This window comes from Sulfurospirillum sp. E15m (genome assembly GCF_059415145.1).
Genome location: NZ_JCAHZS010000001.1, coordinates 421,500 through 437,458, shown reverse-complemented (window position 1 = coordinate 437,458; position 15,959 = coordinate 421,500). Strand labels below are relative to the sequence as shown.

Genomic DNA, 15,959 nt, shown 5'->3' with positions numbered 1-15,959 from the left:
CTCCTTATAGTAGTTATGCAAATATCTTACAAGAAAGTTACTTAAGGTTGAATGTAAGTTTAAGGAAGATGTGTATAAAAAATATGCAGTTAAGAAAAATGTAGCAAGAATTCCGTCTCAAATGAGACGGAATCTAAGAAGACAAACTAGAATTTGTAGTTAGCTTTAAACCAGATGTCATCACCATCGCCATCTTTACCTTGTTTCTCATATTGAGCACCAAGGCTGAAGCCTTTGAGATCAGCATCAAATTTATAAGTACCATAAACTGCTGTTGAAGACACTTTCGCATCAATACCTGTTCCCATGTCAGCTAGAACATAACGTGCACCCACATTTGCTGCTGCAGTTAAATCATAATTTAAATCAACAAGGTATGATTTGGTATCTCTGTTATAACCATTCATTGCGATAACAGGATCAGTATAGAGTAAATCTGCGCCATTACCTAAACCAGAAAGCACTGCACCAGCAGCTACGTTATCATCACTCACTTGAGAGTAAGCAACTGTACCATTGATACCTTTGTAGCTTAGACCAGCTTTAACAGCATATACGTTAATGGTGTCGTCTGAAGTTTTTGAATCATTGATCTTATTGTAATAATCTTGTAGACCTAAAGTATAGCCAATCTCACCAACTTTACCTTCATAAAGTGCTTCTACATAAGCAATATTTACGCCGCCATCAACTGCAACAAAATTTGGCACATCAGCAAGTGCAGAAGTTTTAAAATAAGCATCAGCATAAGCATAAGCAGCTGTTAAAGTTAGTCCTTTAATTGATTTATTAATCACAGCAATTGTATATCCACCATTGTCTAGGTCTACATTAGGGCCAGAGTTTGTTGAGAAATTTTTTGTAAATTCACCAACATCGCCAGCACCATTTGTTCTTGATTGGAATTTTTGAACATACCCAGCAATTAATGTTGTATTTGGTAGATCTGTATTGATTACAGCAGCACCTTCAAAAGCCTCTTTAATGATTCTTGAACCTGAACCACTAACAAGTGGAGTATCTAAGAACATACGACCAACCATCGCTGTTGTTTTACCAATAGTATAGGCAACATATGCTTCTGATAATACAGCACCTGAACCATACATATCACCTGCAAAGTTTGCAGTATCTCCCGCATTACCTTTTGCTCCTGCTGATGCGAAAGGAGAAGCACTACCTTGTGCTGTTAAACCTAATGTTAAACCATAAAATGGTGCTGTTTTATAGCCTAGCATAACACCTGTTGTAAAAATATCATTTCTACCTGCCTTAGTGTCATCGGTTGTATTTAAAGTACCTTGATCACTTGCTTCACGATCTTTTGAAAAATAATAAGCTTTAAGCTCACCATTTACTTTACCATTTTTAAACGCGTCAGCAAGTGTGTCTGCTGCGAATGAGCTAGATGCAAGTCCAGCAACAACGATAGCCGCCAAGCTAAGTTTAGCTAATTTCATATTTTCTCCTTGAAAATGTTTGATTACCATTTGGTTACAAAACGAAGTATACAAAAAAAAATACTAAAGTCAAATAAAATGTGTGATGAAAAAGTAAGCTTTTTAGAAATTTTAGAGATTTGAAGTCAAAAAGAAGATAAGGTAGTGGCAAAAGCCACTACCTTCATAAGATTTAAACAACTAACAAATTAGAATTTATAGTTTGCTCTAAATCTAAGTTCATCACCATTAACTGTTGAACCAGAAGTTGGATCTACTTTAGAATCTTCATATTCAAGTGATAGAGTCAAACCTTTAAGATTTGGAATAGCATAAGAAACTTGACCTGCCCAGTATGTATAATCTGTTGCATTGATAACTTTTGAACCAGCAGCACCAGTAACAGCACCATCAGCAGAAATTGAAACATAGTTAGCCATTACTTTTAAGCCAGCAACGCCTACTTTTGAGAAATCATAAGATGCCTCAATTTTATATGCATCTGTATCAGCAGTAGATACTTTAGATGCACCTGCAATCAATGGAGCAGTAAATGCTACAGCACCACCGGCACCATTACCCATACCTAAAATAACGTTGTCATCTTTAGAGACACTAGTATAAGCTGCTTTTAGTCCAAAACCTGCAAGGTCAATTAAAGAAGCTTGTAGTCCAAACATACCACCATCAAAACCGATACCTGCATTTGCAGAAGCATCAAATTTATCTGTCTTAGATCCTTGATATGCACCATCTAAACCAATTTTGAAGTTACTCATAGGAACAACGTAACCAAGAGCACCGACATAAACGTCTGTATCACCAACTACATTTCCTGCAACATCATTAACTAATGCATATTGACCTGTAATAGTTAAATTTGGAACTGATTTATTGATTGCCAAGATAGTATAAGCACCATCAAATGTAAAAGTTCCCGCACCATAAAATACTGCTGATTTAGTAAATCCTGGAATTTCACTGTCAGCACCTGTCATTACTGCAGTAGAACCATCCACACCATCCATTACTTTTGTAGTTCTTCCTTGGAATTTATCAACATAACCTGCTGCTAAAGTTGTTTGTGGGAGGTCTGTGTTAATAACTAATGCACCTTCAAATGATTCTTTAATCATACGTGAGCCAGAACCACTAACGAGTGGAGTAGAGATATATTGGCGACCTACTTTAGCAGTTGTTTTGCCAATTGTATAAGCTACATAAGCTTCTGAAAGAACAGCACCTGAACCATAGAGGTCACCACCATACATTTGTTTTGATTCTTTATCAGCAAAAGGAGCATAGCTTGATTGCACTGTTAACCCAAGGCTTAAGCCATACAATGAATCTGTTACATAGGTTAAATCAACACCTGTAACGAAAATATCAGAACTACCTTGTTTACCAACATTTTTAGCAAGATATTGATTTGCATCAGTAGCAACACCTGTATCTCTATCGAAATACCATGCTCTTAATTCACCGTTTACTTTACCATTTTTAAATGCGTCTGCAAGAGTATCACTTGCTGCAAATGAGCTAGATGCTAATCCAGCAACAACCATAGCCGCCAAGCTAAGTTTAGCTAATTTCATATTGTCTCCTTAGAGTTTTTATTTTGAAGGCGAGAAAAGTCTATCACAAAAATTGATAAATTACAATTAATCTTGAGCTACAAAAAGCTTTTTTACAACTTTTTAGCAACTTTTGTAATCAAGTTGTTATTAAAAAAGATACGATGTAAAATTTATTTAACTGCAAAATTAAATATGTAAAAAATATGTGAGACGTGTGAGAGTAGAAAATTCTACTCCCATCACACTTTTACATGTAAAAACTACATTCCAAAAACGAGCTGTGGTAACCATAAAGATACGATAGGAATATAAGTAATAATGAGCAATCCTACAAATAAAACTGCAACCCATGGAAGTGAAGAGACAACGACTTCTTTAAGGCTGAGTCCTGTCATACCTGCAGCCACAAAGAGGTTGAGTCCAACAGGTGGGGTTATCATACCTATTTCCATATTGACAACTAAAATAACACCAAAATGGATAGGATCAATTCCCAACGCTATAACCAGTGGCAATAAAAGCGGCACGGTAATCATAACGATAGAACTAGGCTCCATAAATTGTCCCATCAATAAGAGAAGTATATTGACAATGACAAGGAACATAATTGGTCCAACGTTTGCTTCAACAATCATTTTTGTAATTTGCTGAGGAATAGTTTCATCTGTTAAGAAGTGAGCAAAAATCATTGCATTAGCAATAACAAAGAAAATCATCGAACTTGTTAGTGCTGACTCTAGGATGATTTTATAAACATCTTTCATCTTTAAATCTTTATAGACAAACACGGAGACAATGAAAGCATATACGGCACTTGCAGCTCCCGCTTCTGTAGGAGTAAAGAAACCGCCATAAATACCGCCAATGACAATTACAATAAGCATTAATGCCCAAAATGCTTCTTTAAATTTTACAAGTCTTTCTTTAAACGTTGCAGGGGTTCCTTTTTTGAAGCCTAAGCGAACCGCACCAATGTACGTTAATGCCATTAGCATAAAACCAATTAAAAGACCGGGAATAACACCTGCCATAAAAAGTTTACCAATCGAAAGGTCAGCTGTAACACCATAGACAATAAATACAATTGAAGGAGGAATCAAAATGCCTAAACTTCCTGAGGTAGCAATCGTACCAATAGCATACCCTTTAGGATAGCCTGCTTCTTGAATAGCTGAGAACATCACAGAACCAATCGCGGCAACCGTTGCGGGAGAACTTCCACTCACAGCTGCAAAAATCATTGCCGCAAAAATAGCTGCAATAGGAAGACCACCGGGGAGATGTCCTACAATTGATTTTGCAAATTCGATAATACGATGTGCCGCACCACCTTTAGAGAGGAATGAGCCTGCAAGAATAAACATCGGAATTGCCATTAATGAGTACTTGTTCAGTCCATCAAATACATGCGATGTAATACCCAACAAATCCATATCTGTAAAGAAATATGCCGTAATTAATGTACTTGAACCCAAAGCAACCGAAACAGGAACGCCCAAAAACATCAAAGCAAAGAGTAACCCAAAAAGACTAAGCATCAACATGTTGTGGTACTCCCCTCATTTCCAATGAATCGTGTAATGTTTCAAGCTCACTATTAACAATAACTTTAGTCGCATCTGTTGCAGCCACTTCAAATACTTTTTCACCTGCACGAAATGCAGCACCGATAAAAGCGAAAGGAAGGACAAGATGCGGAATCCACATCGGGATGCGAAGGTCTATACTCATTTCACCAAAATCAATCAACATTAAGATAAGCTCATACCCAAGATATGACATCAAGCCAAGATATAAACAGCTAAAAAGATGCGCACTCATTAAAATTAATTTTGCTAAAATGGGTGGCAATTTTTCTAGAAGCATCGTTACAGAGATATGCACACCTTTTTTAAAACCATAAGCCGCACCAAAGAGGGCTGACCACATAAATAAGTAATTTGTAAGTTCTCCAGCCCATGTAATACTCATATCAAAACAATAACGAAGTACAACATTGGCAAATGCTAAAAGAACTCCTAAAGATATCCCAAAAACAGCGATATTTTTATTTATCGCCATAACCCCTAAATCGAGGATTGCAAAATATTTTTTCATCGTCTTTCTTTCCATCGAAACTTCTTTAATGACGTTCCATGATTAACACCTTTAAAAATTTGTTAATCACCACAACACCGAAGTTCGCCTCAACTGAGGCAAAGGCATCTTGCTCCAATGCAAGATGCCAAACCTTGTATTACTTAATAGCCTGAACTTTTTTAATAAGGTCTTCACCAATCACACCATAAAATTTTGGATAGATTGCTTCCATAGCTTTTTGCCATGCCGCTTTTTGTTCTGGTGTTAATGTATGAATTTTCAAATTACCTGATGTTTTAGCATACTCTTTTAACTTTGCCAAGATTGCTTCATCATCTTCAGATGCCAATTTTCGCTCATACGCAGTTGCTTCTTTCATTGCTTGTAAAACTGCTGGTTTTAAATCATTAGGAAATTTTTTCCAAAAACTTTCACTCATAATGACTAAGTAACCAAGATATCCATGTTCAGAAAGAGTAAGGTCTGTTTGAACCTCATTAAATTTTTTGGTATAAAAGTTTGAAAGAGGATTTTCGGCACCATCTACAACACCTTGTTGTAATGCTGAATAAACTTCAGAAAATGGAAGAACTTGTGGATTTGCACCAACTGCTTTAAATTGAGCTTCTAAAACGTGTGAGCTCATAATTCTAAATTTCAAGCCAGCAGCATCTTCTGGAGTTAGCAATGGTTTATTCGCAGATAAATCTTTAAAACCTGCATCCCAATAATCAAGTGCCACAAAGCCTTTTGCTGTCACTTTATCTTTTAAGATTTTACCCACTTCACCGTCAAGGACTTTATAAAGATGTGCTTTGTCTCTAAATAAAAACGGGAGGTCAAAAAGTTGCATTTCAGGAACGATACTGGTAAATTTTGAAAAACTAGGCATTGCGATATGTGCATTTCCAAGTTTTAGAGCTTTCATCTCTTCACCATCACCGTATAGCTGAGAATTTGGGAAAACGATTACTTCGACTTTTCCATTTGTGAGTTCACCAACTCTTTTTGCAAAGAAGTCTGCTCCCATACCTTTGGGTGTATTTGGACTTACAACGTGAGTAAGTTTGATAGTGTATTCTGCAGCAATCGCAGATGAAACAAGAAGCGTTGCCGCTGCTACCAGTTTAAGAAACTTTGTCATGTTAGACTCCTTTTAATATTATTTCCACTGTTGATTATAGGTGAAAATTATGTCAAAATTATGTAAGTTTACATGTAAGTTTCAAAACGACGGTGAATAGAGGCAATCTAGTTTCTTTTAGTAACGAATTAGCTAAAACTAAATCTTTTCTTACAATTTTATGTTACAATTTGTAACCAATACCTTGGATATTTTTTAAAGTTCCATCAGGAAGCTTCTTCCTTAAGTTTTTAATCATCAGGCGTAAAGCATTGAGACTCATGTACTCATTTTCCCATAAATTCGACTCTATCTCCTCATAAGTGATGATAGAATCCTTATGTAACAAAAGTTCAATGAGCTTAGCTTCTTTTTTGGTTAGTTCAAAGATTTGCGTTCCATTCGTAATACTTTTTTGCAAAGTATCATAATACCATTCCGGTGCAATTTCTTGTAAACTTGCTTTTTCTTTTAATTGCAAGAATTTTTCTAAAGCATCAAAAAGTTTAGACTCAGTTATAGGTTTCACAATATAACGTAACAATGAAAGTTCGATGGCTTCAAGCATAAAATCCACTTCCGTATAAGCAGTAATGATAATAATATGCGCCTTGTCGTCATTTTCACGAATTTTTTTTGCTAACTCTATGCCGCTTAAACGAGGCATTTTAATATCTGTAATCACTAAATCTGGCTGATGTTTAAAAAAAAGCTCATAGGCCTCTTCTCCGTCATTTGCCAAATATACCTCTTGAAAAAGAAGGCTTAAGAGTTCATAGACATTTTTGCTAACACCGACTTCATCTTCTGCGTATAAAACCCTGTAATTGGAAAGTTTTCTTAGCATCTTTTCATCCATCATCAACCCTTTACATTTCTTAAAAGAAGATATACTATAACAGCAATTTTTTCAATTTTTAATATTATAGCAATTGTCGTGGGAGTTTTTTGTGAAAATTATTAAAGAGAGCAATATCTCTAAAATCATAACCTTTAGTACCATTTTTATTATCACTTCTTTGATGTTGTTCAACGGTTATTTTTTTATCACAAAGCAGTATGAAATCTTAGATGCCCAAATTGAAGATACACGAAAAACATTTGTAGAAAATAAGCGCGACGTCCTAAGACGCGAAGTTGATTCTATTATTAGCTTCATTGAGTTTAAAAAACAAAGAGCTATTTCTCTGAATATTGAAGATGAAGATGCGATTAAACAAGAAGTTTATGCATGGATTCGTCATATCCGTTTTGGAGGAGAAGAGCACAACTATATTTTTGTCTATCAGGTTGAAAAGATGAGTGGTGGCGATCAATTTGCTAAAATGCTGATTAACCCAAACCGCCCCGATTTGGAGGGGCATTATATTTCAGATGCTTATACTGATGAAAACGGTAAAGCATTTAGAAAGATATTTTTACAAGATATTCATGAAAAAGGTTATTCTTTTGTTGATTACATGTACAAAAAACCCGATAGCAATATTGTTCGCCCAAAAGTCTCCTATTTTAAACTGTATAAAGATTGGAATCTGATTATTGCAGCGGGCGTTTATTTAGATGACATCGATAAAGAGATTGCCATAGCAAAAACCCATTTTAAACATAAAGTTAAAGTCGAAGCGACTTCTGCCATTATTATCTTTCTTCTGTTTGCTATTATCGCAAACACGTTTGCCGTGATGCTTGGAAATCGAATTGAGCGCTTTTTAAACAATTACCACTCACAAGTACAGCAAAAAACCGATGAGCTGGAAAATCTAAATCGCACGCTAGAGAGTCGCGTACAAGAAGAGATACGTAAAAACAGAGAACAAGAACAGCTTCTCATTCAAAAATCAAAATTTATAGCTCTTGGAGAGATGATTAGCAATATTGCACATCAATGGAGACAACCGCTTTCCCAACTCTCAGCACTTTTAATGACACTCAAACTAAAATACAATATGGACAAGCTCGATAAAACGGCGATGGAAATCAAATGTGTCGAAGCTGAAAATATTGTCGAATACATGTCCCATACTATTGATGACTTTAGAAATTTTTTCATGCCCAATAAAGATAAAAAAACATTTAGTATCCAAGCATCTATTGATGAAGTTTTACGAATTGTAGGTCAATCTATCGTCCATCAAGACATTATTATCGATATTGATATGCCACGCGATGCCTATGTCGTTGGTTATAAAAGTGAGTACGAACAAGTCATCTTAAATCTTCTCTCCAACGCAAAAGATGCCATTATCGCCTCTGGAAAGAAGAATGGTCGTATTTCTATTCGTTTAGAAAGTGATGAACATGTTGTTCGTCTTAGTATTCAAGATAATGGCGGTGGTATAAAAATTGAGCCTATTGAGCGTATCTTTGAGCCTTATATCAGCAGTAAAGAACAAAATGAAGGAACAGGCATTGGGTTATATATGGCAAAACTCATTATTGAAAAAAGTATGAGAGGAAAGCTTGATGTTAGAAATGAAAATGAGGGAGCTATTTTTACGATTGAGTTAGAAAGAGGGTTCAAAGAGGTGCTTGGCGGATCACCTCTTTGAGTCATACTTCTCGAAGAAAATATGAAATTCGCTAAGAGAAGTATAGGAATTCAAAGTAAACGAACGGTTAACTAAAGTAAACCTTCCGTTATTTAATTCAGTTGAATAGTTTCTTCTTGTGGAACACTCAACACTTGGTGAGCTTTATTTCGAACTCCAGGTAAATCAGGTTCGGCGCCTGGTTTAGAGTTTGTTTTTTTCTTCGCATACGTTTTTGGCGCTTTTGATGGTGTTGTTGGCGTGATTTTGCCATTTTTAAAATATCCAGCTTTAATCACAAACAATTCGGAGAGTTTCATTCCATCAAAAGAGGCATAAACAAGGTCTCCTTCGTTGGCAAGAACCGTTTTGTTATTAAAATTAACATACGGCAATTTTCCATTGGTCGTTTCTATACCATCAATTTCATAGTTCCATAATTGCGTATTAGCATCATACGTAACGTGAAGTAAAACACCTTTGATATAATTTTTACCTACTAAGCGAGATAATTTTGGGTTTTCTTTCTCACTATTTGATTTTTGATTGGAAACATTTTGTGTATGAATTTCAGGCTTTTGAGGTGCCGAATTAAAAGCACATCCTTGAATAAAAAGCAATAAAAGTGCTACACAAAGATACGAGATAACATTTTTCAAAACAAATCCTTAACTATTTTTGTAAATTATATCAAAATATGGTAGAATTGCGTTCCTAAATTGGGGCTGACATGGCTTCGACAGGAGTAGTTTTAGCTTATGGCTGCATGTCGGAAGTGAGGGTCTTCCGTTACACAACCTTCAAACAATAACTGCTAACAACAGTAACTATCGTCCTGCTTACGCTCTAGCTGCGTAAGTTTAACAAATAATGGACTGCTCTCCCCTTCGATGCTATCTTAGGAGGTCTCGGAGAGTATCATAGCTTTGATAGATATACTGCACGAACGCCTTTACGTGCAGCGAAGTTAAAGGCTCGTTTTGTGTAGTTTTCTGATTGTTGTACGAAGCAAAATTAAACACTATCAACAATATCTAAGCATGTAGACGTCATAGGTGGCTATTTTTGGACTGGGGTTCAATCCCCCACAGCTCCACCAATTTAGTTTTTGTTAGGCTTCGCCCTTTTTTATTTTATAGTATAATGCTTCTTTGACCACGTTAGGGTCTGTATCTCAACAAGGAGTAAGGCTTATGGTATGGTATATTTGGGCTAGTTTAGGCATTTTAGCCATTGTTTTTGAGATTGCAAGTCCAACGTTTTTTGCTCTATTTATTGGACTTGGTTTTTTAGGCTCTGCTCTCTTCTCTTACTTTATTGAAAATTCTCTTATTCTTCAAATCTTAATAGCACTTATAGGCATGTTTGTGGGCGTCATCGTTTTCAAACGTCAAAAAGTTGCAAATGTCCCTGCTTCAAGAGTAGGTCAATCCGATGAATTTATTGGTATGCAAGGAAAAGTTATCCAGGAAATTTCTTCTCAGGCAGAAGGAAACGTCAAACTCTTGTTCCCTGTTTTAGGAAAGAGTGAGTGGTTAGCGCAAAGCGAAAATGACGAAACACTTCCAGTCGGAACGCATATCGAAATCATAGCAATACATGGGAATTATCTTCTTGTAAAACCTATCTCAAACTAAAGGAGTTTGCGTGAATACACCTATTGATTTAAGCCTTTCATTTTTTATTATTTTACTGGTAGCTGGTGGGTATCTACTCTATCAAATGGTACGGATTGTTCCGCAAGGTGAAGAGTGGGTCATCGAACGTCTTGGAAAATTTCACACGATTTTAAAACCGGGGCTTAATTTTCTCATTCCTGTTTTAGACCAAGTTCAAACAAGACTCAATACCAAAGAACTTATTCAGCAAATGAAAGCACAAGAAGTCATTACTAAAGACAATGCTGTTGTGATTATCAGTGCCGTTGTCTTTTATAAAATAAGCGACCCTGCAAAAGCAGTGTATTCGATTGATGATTTTGAATTAGCCGTTGCCAATATGGCAGCGACCACACTGCGCTCCGTTATTGGCAATATGGAACTTGATGCCTCTTTATCAGGGAGAGAGACCATCAAAGCCTCTGTTTCTGAGAAAATCAGCGACCATTTGGAGCAATGGGGATTGTCTTTGACGGCAGTTGAAGTTCAGGATATTCGCCCGAGTGACAGTTTACAAGAAGCGATGGAAAAACAAGCCGCGGCAGAACGCGAGAAAAAGGCACTCATTATGAAAGCCGAAGGTGAAAAACAAGCCGCTATCGCTAAAGCGGAAGGGTTTAAACAGTCTATGATTTTAGAAGCAGAAGGAAAACTAGAAGCTGCGCGTAGAGAAGCTGAGGCGAAAGTTGCACTTGCCAACGGTGACCAAGCCGCGATGGAAGCGATAGCATCACAAATCAAAAACGGTGATGCACCCAGCTATTTACTAGCACAACGCTATATCGACAGTGTACAATCTCTTTCGCACTCAGAAAACAGCAAAGTTGTCTTTATTCCAGCAGACCTCAAACACAGTCTTGAAGGCGTTGCAGGAAATCTCAGCACTCTTTTTTCTACGCTTAATAAATAATATGAAAGCCTTTTAGGCTTTCATCATTTACCGTGAAGCCAACGTCTTGGCAAGTGCTCTTTGAATACGCTCGTATTGTTTATCCATCGGATGCCCTTTAGCTTCAAACGCCGCTAAAATGTCTTGATTTTCAGCGTATTTCTTTTCCCAAGTATCAATATCTTTTTGTTTGTTCGAAATCTTCATATTAATTTCATCAAATGTTTTTTGAAGTCTTGTCTTCTCACTAATTAACTTATCCTCTTTTTTAAACATTTTTGTCATCAATAATTTTCGCTGAAAAATTTTCTCTTCACCATCTTCAATAAAACGTACCTCATCTGAGTCTGATTCTTGTAATTTTTGAAGTGTTTTATGAATGCCTTGAATGATTTCTTCAATTGCTTGCCACTCTTCTTGTGCCTTTGCTTTTTGAATGGCATACTCTTTTTGGTCTAATTTGTATGTATCGAGCTTATTTTTAATCGTAATGAGAGAGTTTTTCTTGTCATAAACTGCTTGTTTGGCTTTTTTATGCTGAATCATAGTTGAGCGAATCGTGGTAATGTTCCACGCATGATTGCTATCATCTAAAATCGGATTGGCTTTATGGCGATTTCCTTTGGAATCAATACTTTCATGCACGCTAAAAAAACTTAAAAATTCAATCGCTTTTCTATCGGCATTGGAAAAATGAAACAAGATATCTCCTGCAATAAAAAGCATCAAACCATCAAAAATATCACGCAAAAGATATAAGCTCAATCCTCGTATGGATTTTAAATCTTCCAAATCGCTGTGTTCAATCACTATAATTTCGACCATATTAATAAACATAGGAATAAAGAGTTTTTTAAATTTAACCGGTGTGATTTTTCTAAAATTTAAAATATCTTCTACTAAATGCGATAAGAGTGTAAAGATTTTTTCTTTATGCGCATCTTGTGGGAAAAATCGTTGTGTGTATTCGACTAAGACGTCATGTGAAAGCCCACATGCCCTTCTTTCTGCACCATCACCTGATATATCGACATTAAAAAAACGCTTGACATAGACAACGCCATCCATACATAAAATCAAATCTTGATGTGTCAGCTCTAATTTTTTTGATATCTTTTCACGTAAAACATCTTTGTAGGTTATATGATGTTTAGGCAATCTGCAATTTCGAAGTGCCGCAATAATTTCTTCGAAAACCTCTTCTTCAAAATAGTAAAGTGTTTCATGTACTAAATAAGGTTTGAAATCAAATGTTGCAAAAAAATCGTCAAGAGCCTCTTCAACTTCACTGAAATTTAGGTCACTTTCATTCTGTTCATCAAATCTGCTATTCATGTTTTTCCATCTAACATAATTTTATAGGCGTTTTTATTTTATCAAAAAAAAATGACAAATAGTTAATTTTTTTTTAATTATTTGGTAAATATTTGGAAACTAAACTTTCTTTTAAAGAATTTTACATGTAACGCTTTCCCGAAGACGCCATAGAAAGATTTTTTACGCCACTGGATACATTATGCTACAATAGAGGATACATACAAAGGAAACCCCACACTTATGAACATACTCTCAAAAAATGCCCCACTCGAAGCTTCTATTTTAAAGATGGAAACAATTTTAAAGGAACTTGATTGCCAGTTGCAATTTGCACAAGAAAAACACCCCTTGACGCATTGTTACTCTATCAACCTTGCCTCCGTTGAAGCGCCCAATCATATCTATTCTAATGGAAAAGGAACCCTCTCTTTAGCCTCAAAAGCAAGTGCTTTGGGTGAATATATCGAGCGCCTTCAAACCAACAATTTTTTTATAGACTTTCACTTACCCAATCGTACCTATTATCCTGACCAAAAAGTTTTTGAATTTGGAGGAGACTATCTTAATTCCACTTTAGAGAGTATCTACAACCCTTCAAATGAAATAAGTGATGAAGATTTGGTAGATTTTAACAGCGATTATGAAGATAAAGTCGTCACGTTACCTTTTCAAAGCCTTTTTAGCAATGAACGTGTGTACATACCGCTTAATATTTTAAGTAATCTATATGTGAGCAACGGACTTGCGAGTGGCAATACGCCTGAAGAAGCTAAAGTACAAGCGCTGAGTGAAATCTTTGAGCGCCATGCCAAATTAGAAATCATCAAAAACGGTTATGCCCTTCCAAAATACCCAGAAGCGATTATTGCCACGTTCCCAAAACTTTATGCTGATTTGCTTGAGCTTAGAAATTCTGGATTTATCGTTGAAGTTCTAGATGCCTCGTTGGGCGGAAAATTTCCTGTAACGGCCATCTCACTTATCAATCCTCGCAATGGAACCCTTTTTGTCTCGTTTGGTGCCCATCCGATTTTAGAAGTGAGCCTGGAGCGTACGATGAGCGAACTCATGCAAGGCAGAGGGGTTGAAAACCTAGACACTTTTGAGATGCCGACATTTGATATGAGCCTCGTAAGTGACAGTTTCAACCTCGAAGCGCACTTTATCGACTCCAATGGCAAAATGGGTTTTCCTTTTTTAAACGCGACCAAAAGCTTTACCTATGCCCCTTGGCGATATGAAGGGAAAGGAAGTGAAGCAGAGTACGCTTTTTTATGCGATATCATCCAATCAATGGGCAAAGAGATTTACTTAAGAGAATACACGTATCTAGACTTTTATTCGTGTCATATGCTTGTGCCTTCCATCTCAGAAGTATACCCCATCGAAGACATGATTTATCAAAACAGAAACAGTGGAAAATTCATACGCCATGCTGTGCTGAATTTCAAAGAAGAAAATCACGAAGCATTGCTCGATGCGATTGAACCACTGGAAGATTCACTCAATATGGAAAAATACATTGGTGTCATTTTTGAGAAAAACTTTCAGATGATTGACCTGAAAGCGCAAGTCCATCTGCTACTGGAAAATTATGAAGAAGCGCAAGCCCTTTTGGCATTTAGTGAAAACCCTATGAGCCGACTTTTATGCGAGATCATCTCTCTACGTGAGCAAGAACGTATCTGGAGTGAATATGAAAGTGCGCTTGGGGATATTTTCGGTAAAGAAAAAGTCCGACATGCCGTGAATATTTTAGATGGTAAAGCCTATCTGATTGATGTAAGCCTTCATGCGCACTATGTCAATATGCTTGATTTGTACGATAAACTCGAACCAAAAAAAGCAAAAATTGTCGCCTAAAATAGATTTACATGTAAAACAATAAAAGACGTTCATTTTTTAAATTTTTTCGTCTCCAATTAACTTCTTTTGCACTATAATTGTGCATTTAATTTAAATAATGAATTTAAATTATACACTTCAAAAAGGAGTCAGAATGCTAGTAGTTATTTTACTGGTAGCGATTGGGTTTATTGTCGTTTCAACCAGCAAATGGAAATTGCACCCCTTTCTTGCGTTGCTCGTTGCGGCATATGGTATCGCTTTTAGCGTAGGTATGAAATATGCCGACATCGCCAAAACCATCACGTCAGGTTTTGGTGGCATCTTAGCATACATCGGTATCGTCATTGTTTTGGGGACGATCATCGGTGTTATCTTGGAAAAAAGCGGTGCTGCTGTTAAAATGGCAAACGTTGTTCTTAAAATTGTTGGTAAAAAACGACCTGTTTTAGCGATGTCTATCATCGGTTATATCGTTTCTATTCCCGTTTTTTGTGACAGTGGTTTTGTCATCTTAAACGCACTCAAACGCTCCATGGTAAAACAACTTAAAGTCTCAGGTGTTGCGATGAGTGTCGCACTTGCAACGGGACTTTATGCGACGCACACGCTTGTTCCTCCCACACCCGGGCCAATTGCTGCAGCGGGAAATTTAATGGTCGGAAATCTCGGTCTTGTCATCGTGTTTGGTTTGGTTATCGCTCTTTTTACCATGCTTGCGGGTTATTTTTGGGCAATGAAAAAAGGAAAACAATTTACCAGTGGCGAAGACCTTGATGTGGATTTGGAACAAGACAGTGAAGTCCAAGCAAAATACGGCGAACTCCCAAGCACCTTTAAAGCGTTTGCACCTATTTTCATTCCTGTACTGCTTATGGCCATAGAGAGTATCGCAAAATTTGCGTTTAAAGATGCTAGCGGTACGTTCACTTATAAACTCTTTGTCTTCCTAGGCCATCCTGCCAATGCGCTTTTTGTCGGTGTTCTTTTTGCCAGTTTATTGTTACCAAAATTCAATGAAGAAACTCTTTCGGGTTGGGTTGGCGAAGGAGTCAAAAATGCAGGTGAAATTCTTATCATTACAGGCGCGGGTGGAGCGCTTGGTGCCGTTCTTAAAGCCAGCGGCATTGGTGATTATTTAGGTGCTAGCCTTCAAACGCTTAGCCTTGGTATTTTCGTTCCATTCATTATCGCAGCCGCACTCAAAACGGCACAAGGTTCTTCCACAACAGCGCTTGTTGTCACCTCAACGATTATGTATCCACTCCTTGCAAGCTTAGGACTCGATAGCGAAATCGGCAAAGTCTTAACGGTTATGGCAATCGGTGCAGGTGCAATGACCGTGAGCCACGCAAACGACAGCTTTTTCTGGGTCGTCTCACGTTTCAGTCAAATGGATGTTCCAACAGCCTATAAAGCCTATACAACAGCAACGCTTGTCCAAGGTGTTGTGACTATCATTGTGGTAGCAATTTTATCGATGGTGCTACTCTAAGTTTTTTAA

Annotated in this window: 13 protein-coding genes and 1 other RNA gene; 6 read left to right on the top strand and 8 right to left on the bottom strand. The window is 36.9% G+C overall.

Going from position 1 to position 15,959, the window contains the following annotated elements:
• Positions 1–146 precede the first annotated feature (146 nt).
• The 6 genes from AC5SLP_RS02230 to AC5SLP_RS02205 all read right to left on the bottom strand — a co-directional run bounded on the left by AC5SLP_RS02230 (position 147) and on the right by AC5SLP_RS02205 (position 7,077).
• The gene (locus AC5SLP_RS02230) at positions 147–1,460 is read right to left on the bottom strand and encodes an OprD family outer membrane porin (protein ID WP_495253502.1); all 1,314 of its coding nucleotides are present in this window, start codon (positions 1,458–1,460) and stop codon (positions 147–149) included.
• 188 nt (positions 1,461–1,648) lie between these two features.
• Complete coding sequence (locus AC5SLP_RS02225) at positions 1,649–3,034, bottom strand: OprD family outer membrane porin (RefSeq protein ID WP_495253501.1); 1,386 nt, start codon at positions 3,032–3,034, stop codon at positions 1,649–1,651.
• A gap of 242 nt (positions 3,035–3,276) precedes the next feature.
• Positions 3,277–4,560, bottom strand: coding sequence for a TRAP transporter large permease (locus AC5SLP_RS02220; protein ID WP_495253500.1), 1,284 nt, complete (start codon positions 4,558–4,560; stop codon positions 3,277–3,279).
• On the bottom strand, positions 4,547–5,113 hold the full coding sequence (locus tag AC5SLP_RS02215) for a TRAP transporter small permease (protein WP_495253499.1): 567 nt from the start codon (positions 5,111–5,113) through the stop codon (positions 4,547–4,549). The genes AC5SLP_RS02220 and AC5SLP_RS02215 overlap by 14 nt, the downstream gene beginning before the upstream one ends.
• Positions 5,114–5,252: 139 nt before the next feature.
• Entirely contained in the window at positions 5,253–6,239 is a 987-nt protein-coding gene (locus AC5SLP_RS02210) for a TRAP transporter substrate-binding protein (protein ID WP_495253498.1), read from the bottom strand.
• Between the two features lie 163 nt (positions 6,240–6,402).
• Positions 6,403–7,077, bottom strand: coding sequence for a response regulator transcription factor (locus AC5SLP_RS02205; protein ID WP_495253497.1), 675 nt, complete (start codon positions 7,075–7,077; stop codon positions 6,403–6,405).
• Positions 7,078–7,168: 91 nt separating this feature from the next.
• Between AC5SLP_RS02205 and AC5SLP_RS02200 the strand changes: the two genes are divergently transcribed.
• Positions 7,169–8,767, top strand: coding sequence for a sensor histidine kinase (locus AC5SLP_RS02200; protein WP_495253496.1), 1,599 nt, complete (start codon positions 7,169–7,171; stop codon positions 8,765–8,767).
• Between the two features lie 92 nt (positions 8,768–8,859).
• Here AC5SLP_RS02200 and AC5SLP_RS02195 read toward each other — a convergent pair whose 3' ends face one another.
• Positions 8,860–9,405, bottom strand: a complete 546-nt coding sequence (locus AC5SLP_RS02195; RefSeq protein ID WP_495253495.1) for a hypothetical protein — start codon at positions 9,403–9,405, stop codon at positions 8,860–8,862.
• Positions 9,406–9,467: 62 nt separating this feature from the next.
• Between AC5SLP_RS02195 and ssrA the strand changes: the two genes are divergently transcribed.
• The 3 genes from ssrA (at position 9,468) to AC5SLP_RS02180 (ending at position 11,314) form a co-directional block, all read left to right on the top strand.
• Positions 9,468–9,845, top strand: a transfer-messenger RNA (tmRNA) gene (gene ssrA, locus AC5SLP_RS02190).
• A 94-nt stretch (positions 9,846–9,939) separates the two neighbouring features.
• On the top strand, positions 9,940–10,383 hold the full coding sequence (locus AC5SLP_RS02185; protein ID WP_495253494.1) for an NfeD family protein: 444 nt from the start codon (positions 9,940–9,942) through the stop codon (positions 10,381–10,383).
• A 10-nt stretch (positions 10,384–10,393) separates the two neighbouring features.
• Positions 10,394–11,314, top strand: coding sequence for an SPFH domain-containing protein (locus AC5SLP_RS02180; RefSeq protein ID WP_495253493.1), 921 nt, complete (start codon positions 10,394–10,396; stop codon positions 11,312–11,314).
• A gap of 27 nt (positions 11,315–11,341) precedes the next feature.
• On the opposite strand, the gene AC5SLP_RS02175 is transcribed toward AC5SLP_RS02180, so the two are convergent.
• Entirely contained in the window at positions 11,342–12,628 is a 1,287-nt protein-coding gene (locus AC5SLP_RS02175) for a hypothetical protein (RefSeq protein ID WP_495253492.1), read from the bottom strand.
• 222 nt (positions 12,629–12,850) lie between these two features.
• On the opposite strand from AC5SLP_RS02175, the gene AC5SLP_RS02170 reads away from it, so the two are divergent.
• Together AC5SLP_RS02170 and AC5SLP_RS02165 are read left to right on the top strand one after the other, a co-directional pair.
• Positions 12,851–14,473: a YcaO-like family protein gene (locus AC5SLP_RS02170; protein ID WP_495253491.1), complete on the top strand. Its 1,623-nt coding sequence runs from the start codon at positions 12,851–12,853 to the stop codon at positions 14,471–14,473.
• Between the two features lie 136 nt (positions 14,474–14,609).
• Positions 14,610–15,950, top strand: a complete 1,341-nt coding sequence (locus tag AC5SLP_RS02165; protein WP_495253490.1) for a GntP family permease — start codon at positions 14,610–14,612, stop codon at positions 15,948–15,950.
• Positions 15,951–15,959: the final 9 nt, after the last annotated feature.